The 799-nt window shown below is 54.3% G+C and carries 1 protein-coding gene; it reads right to left on the minus strand.

Features of this window, described 5'->3' with window-relative positions:
- Window positions 1-799, minus strand: a 799-nt coding sequence (locus tag J5224_RS31915) for an SbmA/BacA-like family transporter (RefSeq protein ID WP_319802528.1), incomplete at both ends; no start/stop codon positions are given.

Here is a 799-nt window from a genome sequence, read left to right on the forward strand (position 1 = left end):
AGGCAGCGCGGCAAAAATAGGCACAATCAGGCTGACACGCATATAGCCGGAGGTGAAGAAGCCCATATTACGCTTCGCGTCCATCAGTTGACGCCAACTGTGGGCGACCTCGCTAAAATGGCGCGCCAGATAGGTTTTTTCCTGCGCTTCGCCGCCATAAAGTGCGATCTGCTCCGCATTGTCATGCTTGCGCAACAGCGCGGCACGAAAATCCGCTTCGGAGCGCTGCCGAGCATAGCTGATGCCGTGCAACTTTTTCCCCACCACGTGGGTAATCAAGGTGCCCAGTACGGTGTAGATAATCACCACCCACACCAGATAGCCGGAGATCGCCCACTCACGGCCAAACAGGGTAAAACGCTGCACGCCAGAGAGCTGCCAGAGAATGGCCATAAACGACGATAGCCGACCCGCATTGATGATAAATGCGACCACCATGCTGACCAGCTTATCGGTGAACAGATTGATATCTTCGGCGATACGCTGATCCGGGTTGTCGATTTTCCCGGTTAACGACATGCGATAAAAGGTGCGCTGTGCCAGCCAGCTATCAACAAACTGCTTGGTCAAGGCGCTACGCCAGCGGATCACCAGCAAGCTGGTAAACCAGTCCTGATACACAAAAATACCGATATAGAGCAGGATGTAGACGCTGTACTCTTTCATCAAGCCGAACAGCTTGCTGCTGTCGTAGGTGCCGAGCGTGTCGTAAAACACCCGGCTCCATTCGTTGATCTGCACGTTGAGATAGACAATACCGAAGCCCATGACTACGGCAACGGCCAGCAGCGACCAGGCG

The sequence above is a fragment of the Candidatus Symbiopectobacterium sp. NZEC135 genome (assembly GCF_025962695.1).